We start from the raw sequence: 17224 nt of genomic DNA on the forward strand, positions 1-17224 counted from the left end.
ACACTATAACTTTGAACGAGGTGAATTATGAGTCAAGCAACGATTCAAAAAGTGTATCCTTTGACGCCCATGCAGGAAGGTATGATGTATCATGCCATGCTCGATCCGGAATCTTCAGCTTATTTCACACAATTGGAGCTAGCCATTTCAGGGCAGTTGGATATCGACATCCTGCAAAAAAGCTTGGATCAATTAATCCGTTCTTACGATATTCTTCGTACAGTGTTCGTGCATCAGCAGCTGCAGCGTCCCCGGCAGGTCGTGTTTGCCGAACGTCAGGCCAACGTACATTTTGACAATATTACGAATATGCCGCCAGTACAGCAGCAGCTTCGCCTGGAAAATTATAAGCGGGAAAACAGGACGAAAGGGTTTCATTTGGGCAAAGAATTGTTGTTCCGGGTCGCCGTGTTCCAGCTTGCCGACGGTACGTTTCATCTGATTTGGAGTAACCACCATATTTTGATTGACGGTTGGAGCTTGGGTATTTTGATGAAAAAGCTGTTTCAATACTATGAGGCGCTGCGTGGCGGCGAGACGCTGACCGTCGAGCCGGCAAGACCGTACGGAGACTATATAAAGTGGCTGGAAAAACAGGATAAGGAAGAGGCGCTTGCTTATTGGGAGAAACGGTTGACGCAGTTCGAGCAGCCGACATCGCTGCCGCAGCGGAAGCGGCCATCTGCCGGGGAGGGGTATCGTAACGCCGAGTTCACTTTCGTGTGGGACGACCAGCTGGTTGCGTCGATCAGGCAGACCGCCAACCGCTACCAGGTGACGGCATCGAACTTGTTTCAGGCCGTATGGGGCGCACTGCTCGCAAGATATAACAATACGGAAGATGCAGTGTTCGGCACGGTCGTGTCGGGGCGTCCTTCGGCAATTGAAGGGATTGAAAACATGGTGGGATTGTTCATTAATACGATCCCGACCCGCCTGCAGATGGGGCAGGGGACGACTTTTGCCGAGCTTTTCGCCGTTATGCAGCAGAGAGCATTGGAAGCGGAACGGTATGATTATGTGCCGTTGTATGAGATACAGAATCGCTCTTCGTTAAACCAGCAGCTGATCGACCATCTGCTTGCATTTGAAAATTTTCCGTTGGACCGCGAGCTTGAGAACGGGCAGCTGGAGCAGCGGTTAGGCTTTTCCGTGCAGGTAGCGGGGGCATTGGAGCAGACGAATTACGATTTTAATCTGATCGCCTTTCCCGGGGACCGATGGACGGTCAAAATGATGTACAACGCATCGGTATACGAGCGCCAGTGGATCGAAAAAGTCGCGGGTCATTTGACCCGTATGATGCATGCTGCGGTTCGCAAGCCCGAGACCGAAATAAGCCGGGCAAACTTCATATCGGAAGAGGAGCAAGCACAGCTGCTGGACACGTTTAACGATACAGAGGCCGACTACCCGCAGGAAAAGACGATCCATCAGCTGTTCGAGGAACAAGCGGAACGTTTACCGGACCGTACGGCGGTTGTGTTCGATGACCGGCAAATTACGTACCGCGAGTTAAATGCGAAGGCCAACCGGTTGGCCGCCGTATTGCGCGCAAAAGGGGTCGGATCGGATGATATCGTGGGCATCATGGCCGAGCGCTCCATAGAGATGGTTATCGGTATGCTGGCAATTATTAAATCGGGAGGGGCGTACCTTCCGATCGACCCCGCTTACCCGACCGACCGCATTCGCTTTATGCTGGAGGACAGCGGTACCGATTTCCTGCTGACTCACAAACAGCTGATGGGACTTGTCGAGTTCTCTGGCGAGACGCTGGATCTTGATCTTGATCCGAGAGAAGCCGGAAATGCCGGACAGGAAGCAGCGAACCTGGAACCGGTCTGTTCGCCGGATAACCTGGCGTACATCATCTACACCTCAGGTACGACAGGCAAGCCCAAGGGCGTAATGATCTCCCATAGGAACGTGGTGCGGCTGTTGTACAACGACAAGCTGCAGTTTACATTCAGCGAAAATGACGTGTGGACGATGTTCCATTCCTTCTGCTTCGATTTTTCCGTGTGGGAAATGTACGGAGCGTTGTTGTACGGGGGCAAGCTGGTCGTCGTGCCGAAGCATATTGCGCAGTCGCCGCACGAGTTCAGGGATCTTTTGATCAGAGAGCAGGTGACGGTGCTGAGCCAGACGCCGACCGCATTCGCTCAGCTTATACAGCGGGAACTGACTGAACCAGGGAAGCAGCTTGGCATCCGTTACGCCGTATTCGGCGGGGAAGCGTTGAAGCCGGTGATGCTCAAGGAATGGCATGCGAAATATCCCGAGACGCGGCTGATCAATATGTACGGCATTACGGAAACGACCGTACATGTAACGTTCAAGGAAATCGGCGAGCAAGAAATCGACAGCAACGTATCGAACATAGGCGTACCGATTCCGACCTTGGGCTGCTATATTATGGATAAGCATCTCAATCTCATGCCGGCAGGCGTCGTAGGCGAGCTGTGCGTGAGCGGTCTGGGCGTGGCGCGCGGTTACTTGCACCGCCCCGAGCTGACGGCGGAGCGTTTCTTCGTCAACCCGTATAAGCCGGAAGAGCGTCTGTACCGCTCCGGCGATTTGGCGCGTTTGCTGCCAAACGGCGAAATGGAGTATTTCGGCAGAATGGACCATCAAGTGAAAATTCGCGGATTCCGCATCGAGTTGGGCGAGATCGAATCCCGGCTGCTGCAGCTGAAACACGTCAGCGAAGCGGCTGTGCTCGCCCGTAATGATAAGCACGGGCATCCGATGCTGTGCGCGTATTTCGTCGCGCGGGAAGCGCTGAGCGTGAGCGAGCTGCGCAAGTCGCTCTCCGCCAGCCTGCCGGATTATATGGTGCCGGCTCATCTCATGCAGCTGAAGGAGATGCCGGTTACGTCCAACGGCAAATTGGACCTTAAGCTGCTGCCTGAGCCGGAGGCCCGGACGGACACAGAATCATTTCGGGAGCCGGAAGGCGAAATGGAACGACGGCTGGCTGCAATTTGGCAGGATGTGCTGGGCGTAACCCGGATAGGCGCCGAAGACGATTTCTTTTCGCTCGGCGGCCATTCGCTCAAAGCTATGATGCTTACATCGAAGATTCATCAGCAATTGGAACGCTACGTCCCGATTAAAATATTGTTCGAGTGTCCGACAATCAGGCAGCTTGCCGGGTATATGCAGTATGCGGAGGAGGACACGGCGGCAGCCATAGTGCCGGTTCCTGCTCGGCCGCATTACCCGGTTTCATCCGCACAAAGGCGGATGTACGTTTTAAGTCAATTGGAAGGTGCCGGGAGCAGCTACAATATGCCAGCCGTGCTGCTGCTCGAAGGCGAACTGGACATGCCCCGGCTGGAAGCTGCGTTTCGATCGCTGGTCGACCGGCACGAAACGCTGCGGACATCGTTTGACATGGTCGAAGGAGAGCTTGTGCAGACGATCGATGAGGACGTGCGCTTTCAGCTTCAACGCAGCGCCAGGTCGGAGCGCGAGGCCGAAACGCTGATCCGCAAATTTGTCCGTCCGTTTGACCTGCGGCAGGCGCCATTGCTGCGGGCCGAACTGATCCGCTTTAGCGAGCGCCGTCATCTTCTCCTTATCGATATGCATCACATTATTTCGGACGGCGTTTCCAGCGGAATCCTGGTACACGATCTGTCGCAGCTGTATCGTGGAGAGAGCCTGCCCGAACCGAAGCTGCACTATAAGGATTACGCGGTATGGCAAAACAGCCGGGAGCAGCAGGAACATACGAACCGGCTTGAAGCGTTTTGGCTGGACACATTTGCCGGGGAGCTGCCGGTGCTGGAGCTGCCGGGGGACCATCCTCGTCCGGCGGAACGCAGCTTTGCGGGAGAAAGGTTATCTTTCGGCCTCAGTGCAGAATTGTCACAGCAAATGTACCGGCTCATGGAAGAGACGGGTGTGACAATGTATATGGTATTGCTGACCGTATTTAACGTCTTCCTTTCCAAGTGCTCCGCACAGGAAGACATCATAGTCGGTTCTCCTGTTGCCGGCAGGACGCACGCTGCAATCAGAGACATTCCGGGCATGTTCGTCAATACGCTTGCCCTGCGCAGCGCTCCTAAGGGCGATAAAACGTTCAAACAGCTGCTGCTTGAGGTGAAAGACGTATGCCTGCAGGCTTTTGCCCATCAGGATTACCCGTTCGAGGAGCTGGTGGAGAAGCTGCCTCTGAACCGGGACACAAACCGCAGCCCGCTGTTTAACGTTATGTTTAATTTGCAAAATATGGACATTCCGCAGCTGCAGCTCGGTGATCTGAGTGTCTCGCCTTATCCGCTGCTTCCTCCGCCGGCGGCGAAATTCGATCTGACGCTGGAAGCCGTCGAGCGCAACGGAGCCATCGATCTGAGCTTCGATTATGCCACGGCGCTGTTTACGCCGGAGACGATCGGACGCTGGAGCGGGCATTTGCTGCAAATCGCGGAAACCGCCATATATAATCCGGAAATCCGGCTGGCTGAGCTGGAGATGATCACTCCTGAGGAGCGCAAGCATCTGCTCGAACCGTTCGGAGAAACAAGAGTAAGCTATCCGATAGACCGGACGATTCAAAGCTGCTTTGAAGAACAAGCGTCGAAGATGCCCGATCGCGTTGCGGTCGTCGCGGAACAGGAGAGCCTCACGTACAGAGAACTGGACGAAAAGGCCAATAGATTGGCTGGCGAACTGAGATCGCGCGGTATAGGGCGCGAAGATGCAGTGGCGCTGCTGCTCGACCGTTCAATCGATACGATCGTTGCGATGCTGGCGGTATTGAAGGCAGGCGGCGCTTACTTGCCGATCGACCCGGAAAATCCGGATCAGCGGCTTCAATTTATTTTTCAGGATAGCGGTGCCCGCTGCCTGATCGCGCATGAACGGCATGCCGCCCGCGCTTCCGCACTGTACAGCGGTGAAATAATTAACATTGACTTAACGCCGCCCACGGGCAGTCCGGATCGGCAGGCGCCTGTTAACGAGTCCGGCGATTTGGCTTACATGATGTATACCTCCGGCACGACGGGCAAGCCGAAGGGGGTTATGATCGAGCACCGCCAGGTTCTCCATCTAATAGAAGCATTACGCGGACAAGTGTACTCGCTTTATGATTATACTGTCTTGAATGTAGCACTGCTCGCGCCGTTTCACTTTGACGCGTCGGTACAGCAAATTTTTGCTTCGCTGCTGTTGGGGCATACGCTGTTTATCGTACCCGGATCATCCACTGTGGACGGACACGCTTTGGCGGCATATTACAGGTCCCGCCGCATTGATGTCACCGACGGTACGCCGGCACATCTGCAGATGCTGCTTGCTGCCGGAAGCTTGCAGGGCGTTGACATCCGCCATATGCTGATCGGCGGCGAAGCGCTGCCGTATGAGACGGTGCGGCAGCTGCTCGATTTGTTCACGCGCAGCGCGACGGCGCCTGCGATCACCAATGTATACGGTCCGACGGAATGCTGCGTCGACGCCTCCGCCTATGATATCGTGCCTCCGCTGTCAGCTGGCGATCGAAGCGGTTCTTTTGTGCCGATTGGAAGGCCGCTCGGCAACAATCGTTTGTATATTCTGGATGCTTACGGGAAGCTGCAGCCGACAGGTATCCCGGGCGAATTGTGTATCGCCGGCGACGGTGTGGGGCGCGGGTACTTGAATTTGCCGGAATTAACGGCGGAGAGGTTTGCGGCCGACCCGTTCGTACCGGGAGAGTCGATGTACAGAACGGGCGATCTGGTCTGCAGGCGGGCGGATGGCGTGATCGAATTTGTAGGGCGGATGGACAATCAGGTCAAAATCCGCGGTTACCGCATTGAGCTCGGCGAGATTGAATCAGCGCTGTTGAATCATAAGCAGGTGACGCAGGCGGCGGTGATCGGGAAGTCGGAGAAAGGAACGATGGAGCAGCTATGCGCTTATTTTGTGGCGAATGCCGTGCTTGACGCCGCGGAGCTTCGGGTATGGCTGTCCGGGCAGCTGCCGAAGTATATGGTGCCGTCTTCCATTGTTCAGCTTGAGTCGATCCTGCTCGCCTCTAACGGTAAAATCGACCGGCGGGCGCTTCCTGAGACGGAGCCGGACATGACAATGGCGGGACGCGAATACGCCGCGCCGACAAGCGAGATCGAGCAGCAGCTGTGTGCCTTATGGCAGGAAACGCTGGGCATAGAGCGAGTCGGCGTCGATGATAACTTCTTTGAGCTGGGCGGTCATTCGCTAAAAGCTATGACACTGATCGGCAGTATGCAAACAAAGCTGAAGCGGGATATTCCGCTGAAAATTTTATTCGAGCAGCCGACCGTCCGTCAGCTCGCGCTGTATTTGCAGCTGCCCGGCGGCACGGATTTGCCGCTTGCCGGGGCTATCAAGCCCGCTGCGAAGCGGGAATATTATCCGCTGTCCCCTGCACAAAAAAGGATGTACATTGTGCATCAACTCGATGGGACGGGGATCAGCTGCAATATGCCTTCGGCACTGGTCATGGAAGGAGAGCCGGACATTGCGCATCTGCAGCTGGCCTTTAAGCAGCTGGTTGAGCGGCATGAGAGTCTGCGGACCACTTTTACGGAAGTGAACGATGTTCCCGTGCAAATGGTGCATGAGCATGTGGATTTCCAATGTAAGGTGACGGCAGGTGAAAAGGATGAGGCGGCGCAGCTGATCAGACGGTTTGTCCGGCCGTTTGACTTGAGCACAGGCCCGCTGATTCGGGCAGAGATCGTCCGGATGGCCGAAAACAGATATCTGCTGTTGATCGATATGCACCATATCATTGCGGATGGGGTATCGACCGGCATTCTGATCAAGCAGCTGGCCGACTTGTACGAAGCACGCGACCTGCCCGCTCCGAAACTGCATTTCAAGGATTTTACGGTGTGGCTCAGCGAGCCGGAGCAGCAAGAGAGCATCCGCGGGCAGGAGCTGTTCTGGCTGGAGCAATTCGCGGGTGACATCCCGGCGCTTCAATTGCCCTGCGATTTTCCGCGTCCGGCGCTGCAAAGCTTTGCAGGCGGTCGGATTCGATTCGACGCAGACCTGGAAACTGCGCTGAAAATCCGCTCGCTCGCTACGGAAACGGGTGTAACGCTGCATATGCTGCTGCTAGCGGTGTTTAACGTTTTCCTTGCCAGGATGTCCGGACAGCACGATATCGTGGTCGGTACCGCGGTGGCGGGGAGAAGGCATGCGGATTTGCAGGACGTGCCGGGCATGTTCGTCAATACGTTGGCATTGCGCAGTTCGCCGGAGCCGGACAAAACGTTCAGACAATTTTTACAGGAGGTCAAGGAAACCGGCCTTCTGGCTCTGGAGCATCAGGATTATCCGTTTGAAGAGCTGGTGGGAAGGCTCGACCTGCCGCGAGACATAAGCCGCAATCCGCTTTTCAACGTTATGCTGACGCTGGAAAACCCTGACAGCGAGCCGCTCCGGCTGGATGGTCTGAGCTTGTCGCCGTATGAGCTTCCGGACACTGTTTCGAAGTTCGATCTTACGCTGGCCGCGTTCGAAAATGAAGGTGCAATCGGGCTGCAATTGGAATACTGCTGCGAGCTGTTTGCCAAGCAAACGATCGTTCGATGGAGCGGCTACATTTTGAACATCATGCGTTATATTGCGGATCGTCCGGACAGCCGCCTTGCCGAAATCGAGCTGATGTCTGCGGAGGAGAAGCAGCGGATCGTGGCAGATTGGAATCAAACTGCGTTGAGCGTGCCGCACGATCGTACGATGCATGAACTGTTCGAGGATCAGGTGCGACGTACGCCGGATCGTCCTGCGGTAGCTTACAAGGGGCGGCACTGGACGTACCGCGAGCTGAACGCAAGAGCCAACCGGCTGGCACACCTGCTAATGGGCAAAGGAATCGGGCCGGAGCAGCGGGTAGGAATCATGGTCCGGCCGTCCCTGGAGATGGCTGCCGGGGTGCTTGCAATTCTTAAAGCAGGGGGAGCGTTCGTCCCGTTTGATCCCGACTATCCGGAGCAGCGCATCGCCTATATGCTGTCGGATAGCGGAGCGCCGATCCTGCTGACGCAGTCCGATCTGCCGGTGCCGGAGTCATTCGGCGGAGAAGTGATCCTGCTGGACGGAGAGCATGCAATGCAGGCCGATCGGCCGGGCTTCGATGATGAGACCAATCCGATCGCGGCGATCGGCCCGCGGCATCTGGCTTATATCATCTATACGTCGGGCACGACCGGCCAGCCTAAAGGCGTGATGATCGAGCACCATTCCCTGGTCAACCTGAGCTATTGGCATAACGAAGCGTTTGCGGTGACCGATCAGGACAGCAGCGCCAAATACGCCGGCTTCGGGTTCGACGCTTCCGTATGGGAAATGTTCCCGTATTGGATCGCCGGCGCGGAGGTGCACATCATCGACGAGGCGATTCGTATGGACATTGCTCGGCTTAACGAATATTTCGAGCATAACCGGATCACGGTCACGTTTCTTCCGACACAGCTGTGCGAGCAGTTCCTGGAGCTGGACAACCGGTCTCTGCGCATTTTGCTGACCGGGGGCGATAAGCTGAAACGGACGGCTGAGCGCCGATACACGCTCGTCAACAATTACGGACCGACCGAAAGCACGGTCGTCGCTTCGAGCACGCCGATCCTCCCGGGCGCAGGAACGCTGTCGATCGGCCGGCCAATTGCCAATACGCGCCTGTATATCGTCGCAGGAGCGGGCGCGGATACCCGGCTGCAGCCGGTAGGAGCAGCAGGCGAACTGTGTATCGGCGGGCGGGGGCTGGCCCGCGGTTATAACAATCGGCCTCGGGAAACGGCCGAGAAGTTCGTGGCCGATCCGTTCATGCCGGGCGAGCGAATGTACCGCACCGGGGATTTGGCCAGATGGCTCGACGACGGAACGATTGAGTACATCGGTCGAATCGACCAGCAGGTCAAGGTTCGCGGCTTCCGAATCGAACTGTCGGAAATCGAGATGCAGCTGGCACGGATTATGCCGGTTAAAGCTGCGGCTGTGAAGGATATTGAGGAAAATGACGGCAGCACCGCGCTCTGCGCTTATATAGTAGCTGAGAAAGCTTTGAACGCCGGACAGCTGCAGCAGGAACTGTCGCGCAAGCTGCCGGATTATATGATGCCCCGCTATTGGGTGATGCTGGATGAACTGCCGCTCACGCCGAACGGAAAGGTGGATAAAAAGGCGTTGCCCGAGCCGGATATCGCTGCGTCAGCAGCAGAATATAAGGCGCCGGAAAGCGAAACGCAGCAGCAGCTGGTAGATATATGGCAGGATGTGCTTGGCATCCCGCAGATCGGCATCCGCGACAATTTCTTTGCGCGCGGAGGCGATTCGATCAAGGGGATTCAGATGGCGAGCCGGCTGCGGAAGCTGGGCTGGAAGCTGGATATGAAGGATTTGTTCCAGCACCCGACGATCGAACAGGTCAGTCCATATTTGCAGTATGTACAAGGCAAGCAGACGGATCAGGGGCCAATAGAGGGGGAAGTGAAGCTGACGCCGATACAGCGGCGGTTCTTCGAGCAGCGGTTTACGGATATGCACCACTGGAACCAATCGATAATGCTGCACGCTCCGGCCGGATTCGATCCGCAGACGGTTGCGCACACGATAATCAAAATGATGGAACATCATGACGCGCTTCGGATGGTTTATGCCGCCAATGGGGAAGGTTACGCTCAGTACAACCGCGGTCCTGCTTTTGTCCAGTCGGTCGGGGACGGTATCGAAATTATAGATTTCCGCGGCGTTTCCGATGTGGAGCGCCGCATCGCCGATCATGCCAATCACATGCAGAAGACCATTGACCTCGACAAGGGGCCATTGTTGAAAACGGCATTGTTTCAAACCGGCCAAGGCGATCACCTGCTCATAATTATTCACCATTTGGTGGTGGATGGGGTGAGCTGGCGCATTTTGCTTGAGGACTTTGCTTCAGGATATGAACAAGCCGCCCAAGGCCGGTCGATTGTATTCCAGGACAAAACCGACTCTTTTAAACAGTGGGCGGAGCAGTTGGAGTCGTATGCGAATAGCCAATTGTTCTTGAAGCAGTCGGAATATTGGCGCCAGCTCGAAGCCGAGCCCGTCATGCCGCTGCCTAAAGATAATGCAGTCGATTTGACGAAGATGAAAGATAATGCTGTTCTTTCATTCGACTTAACGCCGGAAGCGACGCGCCTGCTGCTCACTGACGTTCATCGGGCTTACGGGACGGAAATTAACGATATATTGCTCTGCGCACTTGGCCTTGCCGTAGGCAAGTGGACCGGCCATTCGAAATTATGCCTCAATCTGGAAGGCCACGGCCGGGAAGAGATCATACCCGGGATGAACGTTTCCCGGACGGTGGGGTGGTTCACTGCCCAGTATCCAGTCGTTTTGGAAATAAAGCCGGATGCGCCGCTGCCGAACCTCATTAAAACGACCAAGGAAAGCTTGCGCGGCATACCGCATAAAGGGATCGGCTACGGGATCCTGCGCTACTTAACGGCGTCAGAGCACACAGATGGGCTTGCTTTCCCGCTGCAGCCGGAAATCAGCTTTAATTATCTCGGGCAATTTGACCGTGAAGTGAGTACGGATTTGTTTGGCGCGTCTCCTTACGGCATGGGGCATCAAATCAGTCCGGAAGCGGAATCGCTGTATCCGTTAAATTTTACTGGCATTGTCCATAACGGTCGTCTGGTCGTATCCTGCTCCTTCAATAAACTGCAGTATTTGCGAGGTACGATAAACAGATTGATGGATCGGTTTCAGCACCAATTGCTGCAAATCATAGATCATTGTGCGTCCAAGGAAGACCGTGAAGTTACGCCAAGCGATTTTAGCGCCGGCAGCCTGCGAATGGATGAGATGGAAGATCTTTTTGATGTGCTTGCCAACAAGTTAGGTTAAGCTGCCGTAAGTAGTTCAAGCATTTGAGGATGAATGTAACCAGACGAGGCGGAGGCGGTATAGATGAATCAATTTCAAAAAGATCAGGTGGCGGACATTTATTATTTGTCGCCTATGCAGGAGGGCATGCTGTTTCATACGCTGCTGCATCCGGGACAGAGCATGTACATCGAACAAATGTCAATGCAGGTAAAAGGCGCCTTTCGAAGCGATTTGCTCGAGCGAAGCATGAACGCGATTGTGGACCGGTACGATATTTTTCGCACTGTGTTCGTCTATGAAAAAATGAAGCGTCCGGTGCAGGTGGTTATGAAGCAGCGCAAATTCAAAGTTCGGGAGATCGATCTTTCGGGTCTCTCGAATGCCGAGCAGAACGACCGTATTGAATCGTATAAGCGGTTGGATAAAGAGATGGGCTTCGATCTGTCCAAGGACATTCCGATGCGGAACGTTGTCTTCAAAAAGGGGCCGGACGACTATGAGTGGATTTGGAGCTACCATCATATTTTGCTTGACGGCTGGTGCTTTGGTATTGTTGTGCGGGAGCTTTTTGAAGTGTATCACGCATTGCTCAACAAGCGCGGTTACAGCCTGCCGCCTGTCAAGCCGTATAAGGAGTATATTCAATGGCTGGAATCACAGGACAACCAACAATCGCTGCTATATTGGGATCGCTATTTGTCCGGCTTCGACGGCCAAACCACGTTTGCCGAACAGCGCAGCAGAAAACAGGGAGCGGTGCGTGAACCGGAAGAAGCGCTGTTTTCCCTATCCGAGGAGCAGACAAGGACTTTGACAGAGCTGGCGGAAGGGCAGGGCGTTACGCTGAGCACCGCCCTTCAGGCGGCTTGGGCCGTTCTGCTCAGCCGTTATCAGCAGTCCGACGATGTTATTTTCGGTACGGTCGTCTCGGGCCGCCCCGCGGAAATACCAGGCGTGGAAAACATGGTCGGCCTGTTTATCAATGTCGTTCCGAAACGGGTCAATGCGGATCATGAGCGGTCCTTTGCCCGACTGCTATCCGATATCCAAAGGCAATCGCTGGAATCGGAAGCCCATCAGTACGTGCCGCTGTACGATATTCAAAGCAGGGCGGTGCAGCCGGATTTGATCGACCACCTTATCGTGTTTGAAAATTATCCTGTGCAGGATACAGACAAGCTGCAGGAGGAGCAGCGGCTAGGTTTCACGATCGGAAAGACAACGATTTTTGAGAAATCGAATTACGACTTGAATTTGCTCGTCTCTCCCGGCAAACAGCTGCTGCTCAAATTCGCTTACAACGCCAATATGTACGACAGGGCGTTCATCCTGCGTTTGAAGGATCAATTATGCGAGATCGTTCGCCAAGTATGCCGTAATCCTCAGCTTCAGCTTGGAGCCATACGAGTGGTGACCGAAGAGGAAGAGCGGCTGCTGCTCGAGCAGTTTAGCTTCGCACAACGAGGTCAGCCGGCGGATTGCCGGTCGCTGTCCGAGTTGTTCGAGCATTACGCATATGAGACACCCGGACAAATTGCGGTCGCTTGCGGCGGCACATCGCTGACTTACGCTGAACTGAACACGCGCGCCAACCGGCTCGCAAGGCAGCTCCGCGCGAAAGGCGCCACCCGCGGGACAATAGCAGCCTTGCTGGTACGACGTTCAGCGGAAATGATTGTCGCCATCGTAGCGATTCTTAAAACAGGCGGCGCCTATATGCCGATCGACCCGGAATATCCGGAACAGCGTATCCGCTACATGCTGGAGGACAGCGGCGCAACGCTGCTGCTGACGCAGCGCGAGCTGGCGAATCAGGCGGCAGCAGCCGCTTTTACAGGCGAACGGCTGCTGCTCGGCGATCCTGCGCTGTATCGCGGAGACGGCACAAACCTTGCAGTCGCGGGAGAACCGGACGACTTGGCTTATATCATCTACACGTCCGGCACGACGGGTAAGCCGAAAGGCATCATGACCACCCATGCGAATGTATCGCGGGTAGTGAAACATACGAATTATATCGACATCTCCGCGACGGACAAGCTGTTATCGCTGTCGAACTACGCGTTCGACGGCTTCACTTTCGATATGTTCGGCGCACTGGTGAACGGAGCCACGCTTGTAATTGCGCCGAATGAAACGATCCTGCACATGGGGAAGCTCATGCGGCTAATTGAAGATGAGCGCATTACCGTCATGTTCACGACCACGGCGCTGTTTAATCTGCTCGTGGATGCCGGAGACGCATGGATGCGAGGCTTCCGCAAGCTGCTGTTCGGCGGGGAACGGTGTTCCGTCGGCCATGTCCGCAAGGCGCTGCACAGCATGGGGCCCGATAAAATCATTCACGTCTACGGACCGACGGAGACGACGGTGTTCGCCACATTTTATCCGGTGAATCAAATTGCGGAAGACGCCATGACGATTCCGATCGGCAAGCCGCTTAACTTGACCACGGCTTACATATTAGGTCCGGCTAATCAGCTGCAGCCTGTGGAGGCAGCCGGGGAATTGTGCCTGGGCGGGACGGGTGTGGCCCGCGGATACCTGAACCGGACTGAATTGACGGAAGCCAGGTTTGTTCCCCATCCGTTCTTGCCTGGGGAAAAGCTATACCGCAGCGGCGACCTCGCTCGCTGGCTGCCCGACGGCAATATCGAATTTCTCGGGCGGATTGACGATCAGATCAAAATCCGCGGCCACCGGATTGAGCTGGGCGAAATCGAAGAGCAGCTGCTTCGATGTGACGGCGTGAAGGAGGCAATTGTCCTTGCCGTTAGCAGCGATACAGGCGAAACGTCGCTTTGCGCCTACGTTGTAGGCGTCGCGGGCAACAGCCTGTCGCCGCATAAGCTTAGCCATCATCTGTCGCAGGCGCTGCCGGGATATATGGTTCCGCCGGTATGCGCGGTGCTTGACAGACTGCCGCTAACCGCTAACGGCAAGGTTAATCGCCGGCTGCTGCCTAAGGCACAGGCCCTATTGGGACAAGGTGCGGAAATGATCCCGCCGCGCAACGAGACGGAGACCAAGCTGGCAGCTTTATGGTCTGAAGTGCTTGACATTCGACATATCGGCATTCATGACAACTTCTTCGCATTGGGCGGTCATTCCCTCAAGGCGATGGCGATTTGCGCCGGAATTCTCAAGTCGTTGCAAACGGAAGTGCCGGTAGGGGCCTTGTTCGAGTTTCCAACGATAGCCGGGCTTGCCGGTTATATGCATCGCCGCGGGGAACACAGCCAAGCGGCGGAGCGGATGCAGCCGGAAATCATCGTGCTCAATCCGGCAGCCGATGATAACGTCTTTGTCTTCCCGCCGGTTCTCGGGTACGGTATGATGTTCGGCGACTTGGCGAAACAGCTGCCGCAATACCGGCTGCAAGCCTTTGACTTCATCGAGCGAGATGATCGTATACAGCGGTATACGGAGATCATACATGACATCCAGCCTGTCGGGCCGTTGGTTTTGCTTGGCTATTCCGCAGGCTGCGGTCTGGCATTTGAAGTAGCCAAAGCGTTGGAGCAGCAAGGACGGTTTGTGGATATGCTCATCATGATCGATTCCTATAAAAAAACCGGAATCAGCAATCTGCAGGGACGTTCGGTCGAGCAGGATGTCGATTCGCTGATGGAAGCAAATAAAGATAACGCATATCTGCAAATTGAATCCGTCCGGTATGGTATCGCACGCAAAATGAGCGCTTCTTACACTTTTTTCGTCAACCTCATCAATACCGGCCAGGTTCGCGCGCAAATACACTTGATCCGCTCGGACGGCGGTGCGCCGATTCCGCATTGGATGTGTTCATGGCAGACGGCGACGACCGGGTCTTACCGGGAGCACCAGGGTTTCGGCCAGCACGATGAGATGCTGCAGGGCGGCTTTGCCGAGTCGAACGCACAATTAATGCGCCGGATTTTACAGGAAAGGCTGGTCAACCAATGAGCCGATTGATTCATCAATTAAGTGGATCTCCGGCCGACATTAAGCTGGTATGCTTTCCATTTGCAGGCGGTTATTCGGCTGCATTCCGGCCTTTGAAGCCGCTGCTGCAAAATGACTGCGATATATTTGCGGCCGAACCTCCCGGACATGGAAGCAATCGCATGCCTTTAGTGGAAAGCCTGGAAACACTGGCGGACATATATTTGGAAGATTTGATTCCGCAGCTTGACAAGCCGCTTGTCTTATTCGGACATAGTATGGGCGGATTAGTGGCGTACCGGTTAGCTCAGAAGCTTGAACAGCGGGGGATTTCCCCCGAGGCGGTCATCATCTCTGCCGTTCAGCCTCCCCATACCCGGCGAAAACCTTTGACTCATTTGGACGACGGGGCATTTCTCGATTATGTGATCGGTATCGGCGGCATTCCGGCCGAGCTTGTACAGGCGAGAGAGGTGCTGGAATTTTTCCTTCCGGCGATGAGGGCGGATTTTAAGGCATTGGAAACATTCGAGCACACGGACCACAGCTTGCTGCAGGCACCGGTCCATATTTTAAACGGGGAAAAGGATGGTCCATGCATGCAGGATGCCGAGGGATGGCGGCGCTGGACGCAGCGAATCCGGTTCCATACGTTCCAGGGCGGACATATGTTTCTTCTTTCGGAGATGGAACGAGTGGCAAAAACGATTCAATCCATTTTGGCGCTGGAAACCGCTCGGAAAGAACTGATACCGTTGTGACGGAGCTTTATGGCGTACATCTGAGTCGCCTGCTGCGAATCGATGAGTTTGAACAAATGATGCACAGCGTATCTGAGGAAAGGCGTGGTAAAGTCCAAAGCTTTTTGAAGCCGGAGGACGCCAATCGGGGGCTGCTCGGGGAGATATTGATCAGGAGCATCATTAGCGTCAAATTAAATATGGCAAACAAGGAGATACATTTTACTGCCGAACCGTATGGAAAGCCTTCTGTTGCCGGGCTTCCGTCGTTTCATTTCAACATCGCCCACTCGGGTCGCTGGATTGTGTGTGCGGTGGATTCCGACCCGGTAGGTATAGATATCGAGGAGATCAAGCCGATCAATCTGGACGTCGCCAGCTATTTTTTCTCAATGCAGGAATACCGCTGGCTCATGGGTCAGAATGAAACGTCGCGCCTCCCATGCTTTTACGAATTATGGACGTTAAAGGAGAGCTTTGTGAAATGGCTGGGGAAGGGGCTTTCCTTCCCGTTACAATCATTCTCAATTGTGCCGGGAGCCGATCATAGCCTTTCTTGGCCAGCGGCGGCCCAAACTTGTTTTTTTAATCAGCCGGATGCGGATCCCGACTATAAAATGGCGGTGTGTTCGACAACCGTGGCTTGTCCGAAGCCGATGATTGTGAAAAGTATTGACGATCTGTTCTTTTATTCGTTACAAGGCAGTCAGGTATAGAACAAAATGGCCGGCTTATCCGATTGCGGTTCAATGCAGTCAATGCTGCGTTTCTTAGTATAGCCGCAGTCTTTATTCCCGGACAGACGACTTCCACGTTACCAGTCATTCCTATATAATGATGTATATGAAAACTATCCATTTTACCGTATTACCGCCTCCCGCGCCGTTAAGCCGGGATGTCGAATGCATGCGAATCGCGTCCCATTCAGGTGATCAGCCGCTCGAGGTTAAGGTGTGCCCGAGCGGTTACCCCGGAATTGTCTATCAGCTTGCGGCGGATCGGGCACCCGCAATCGAGAATATTGCTATCCGTTCGGCACAATCGTCCGATATACCTGTATTGTTTCTTCACGGACAAGGGGCGGAACCGAGCGTTATGCGCTTCAGAGGAACGCCATATACAACGATTCAGCTGGTATTTAAGCCGCATGCGTTGTACAGCTTGTTCGGTTGGGACGCCTCTGTTCATAATCAGGGATTTTTGTTTCCGGATCAGTTTGGGGCAAAGGAGCTTGAGAAACAGCTCCTGGCTTCGACTTCGAATGAAGAGCGAATCGCCTTGCTCACTCATTTCCTTATGACGATAAAGGAACATAACGGTAAGCGTGATGAGCTCATCGAGCTGACTCTTGAATATATTCATAAACATATCGCATCGGTCTCCGTGAAGGAACTGGTAGCCGCTTTTTCTATTTCCGAACGTCAATTTCAGAAGCGCTTTACACGTGTCGTCGGTATACCGCCGCACTTATTTATAAGGGTAAGGCGGGTCAATGAAGCGCTGCGGATGATGCACTCAGGGAAGTATGAGCGGCTGTCCGATATTGCATATGCACTGAATTATTATGATCAGTCTCATTTCATACGCGATATGAAGTCGTTTTCCTGGGTTAGTCCGAAACATATTACAATGAAGGTTAATGAATTTCATAGCGACTTGGCAGGATCGTCTTACTTGTAAAATGGACGGTTTTG

At 54.5% G+C, this 17224-nt stretch carries 5 protein-coding genes; all 5 read left to right on the plus strand.

The features are described from left to right. Positions 1-27 precede the first annotated feature (27 nt). The 5 genes from E1757_RS28775 to E1757_RS28795 all read left to right on the plus strand — a co-directional run bounded on the left by E1757_RS28775 (position 28) and on the right by E1757_RS28795 (position 17210). Positions 28-10884, plus strand: coding sequence for a non-ribosomal peptide synthetase (locus tag E1757_RS28775; RefSeq protein ID WP_133234740.1), 10857 nt, complete (start codon positions 28-30; stop codon positions 10882-10884). A 63-nt stretch (positions 10885-10947) separates the two neighbouring features. Continuing rightward, positions 10948-14811: a non-ribosomal peptide synthetase gene (locus E1757_RS28780; RefSeq protein WP_133234742.1), complete on the plus strand. Its 3864-nt coding sequence runs from the start codon at positions 10948-10950 to the stop codon at positions 14809-14811. Further along, positions 14808-15551, plus strand: a complete 744-nt coding sequence (locus E1757_RS28785) for a thioesterase II family protein (RefSeq protein ID WP_133234744.1) — start codon at positions 14808-14810, stop codon at positions 15549-15551. The genes E1757_RS28780 and E1757_RS28785 overlap by 4 nt, the downstream gene beginning before the upstream one ends. Further along, complete coding sequence (locus E1757_RS28790; RefSeq protein WP_425464868.1) at positions 15548-16246, plus strand: 4'-phosphopantetheinyl transferase family protein; 699 nt, start codon at positions 15548-15550, stop codon at positions 16244-16246. Before E1757_RS28785 ends, E1757_RS28790 begins: the two co-directional genes overlap by 4 nt. 127 nt (positions 16247-16373) lie before the next feature. Further along, a complete protein-coding gene (locus E1757_RS28795; protein ID WP_133234746.1) occupies positions 16374-17210 on the plus strand; it encodes a helix-turn-helix domain-containing protein in 837 nt (278 codons plus the stop codon). The last annotated feature ends 14 nt before the right edge of the window (positions 17211-17224 follow it).

The organism is Paenibacillus piri, from assembly GCF_004354045.1.
In the GTDB taxonomy this organism is placed as follows: domain Bacteria; phylum Bacillota; class Bacilli; order Paenibacillales; family NBRC-103111; genus Paenibacillus_S; species Paenibacillus_S piri.

Coding starts and splice junctions, on each gene's coding strand:
- E1757_RS28775 (WP_133234740.1), top strand. CDS start 28: ATGAGTCAAGCAACGATTCAAAAAGTGTATCCTTTGACGCCCATGCAG.
- E1757_RS28780 (WP_133234742.1), top strand. CDS start 10,948: ATGAATCAATTTCAAAAAGATCAGGTGGCGGACATTTATTATTTGTCG.
- E1757_RS28785 (WP_133234744.1), top strand. CDS start 14,808: ATGAGCCGATTGATTCATCAATTAAGTGGATCTCCGGCCGACATTAAG.
- E1757_RS28795 (WP_133234746.1), top strand. CDS start 16,374: ATGAAAACTATCCATTTTACCGTATTACCGCCTCCCGCGCCGTTAAGC.